General features: G+C 36.7%; 1 protein-coding gene. It reads right to left on the bottom strand.

Features of this window, described 5'->3' with window-relative positions:
- A partial coding sequence (locus EKL98_RS16420; protein ID WP_126563190.1) for a type III polyketide synthase occupies window positions 1–928 on the bottom strand: 928 nt, incomplete at its 3' end.
- Window positions 929–1,232: the final 304 nt, after the last annotated feature.

The following is a 1,232-nucleotide window of genomic DNA, read 5'->3' as shown; positions in this document are numbered from 1 at the left end:
ACATATTTCCGTACAATCGCAATACTTCTTTCGTATCATTGATGTTTTCGCCTAAATCAGAAAATAAACCTTCTACAGTTTGAACAATTTTTTTCCCACCAGGGTGAAAAATTAAGTGTTCTAAATCTTCTATATTTAGATTGTTTTTATCCAAAAAAGGATTAATAATATCCGGAAAATGAGAAGAAATTTTTTCGGGAACTTCTATATCCAAAATCATTTGCAAGCCAGAATTCGTTAGTTTGAAACCCATCAAATGGTCGGCATCGTAGAAATGATACATTTCTTCATCCAAAATTTCAGGACCTTCATCGTCAATATGGGAAGAAAGCAAAACACAAGCTGCTCCGTCTCCAAAAATGGCTGCGCTTACAATATTGGCCATCGAAAAATCATCGAGTTGAAACGTAGCCGTTGGACTTTCGACAGCGATGACAGCTGCTCGTTTTCCGGGATTGGCTTTCAAGAAATTTTTGGCATAAATAATACCCGAAATACCGGCAGCACAACCCATTTCGGTTACAGGAAGTCGCACAATATCTTGACGTAATTTCAGTTTATTAATCAGATAAGCATCCAAAGAAGGAATCATAATTCCGGTGCAACTTACCGTGATAATATAATCTAAATCTTCGGGTTTCCAATTGGCTTTCGCTAAGGCTTTTTCCAAAACTTTCGTACCTAAATCTATGACTTCGCGAACGTAAATATCGTTTCTTTCTTCGAAAGAAGTGTTGGTAAAAACTGCGATTGGATCCATAATAGAATAGCGCTTATCGACTGCGGCACCTTCAAAAATCTTCTTTATTTTTTTGATAAAACGACTGTCTTGTCCAACGAGCCAAGCGTCCAAGAAAGGTATAATTTCCTCGGTGGTTCGGGAATATTTTGGCAATTGCTTAGAAATACATTTGATTTTTACACTCATTTCATAATAAAATTTAAATTCAATGGCAATATCAATGACGATATCAATGACGATATCAATGGCAATATCAATGGCAATGGCAAAATCAAAAAAAAAATAACCATTATACCAGCAATATTTTAATCAATCACGGAAAGATTTCTTCCAACCTCCCTCTTCTAACTTCTCTCTTCTAACCTCCCTCTTCTAACCTCCCACTTCTAACTTCCCTCTTCTAACTTCCCACTTCTAACCTCTAACCTCTAACCTCTAACCTCTAACCTCTAACCTCTAACCTCTAACCTCTAACCTCTAACCTCTAACC

This window comes from Flavobacterium bomense (assembly GCF_003970355.1).
The sequence above is the reverse complement of the archived record's forward strand: the minus strand, read 5'-3'. Positions and strand labels throughout refer to the sequence as shown.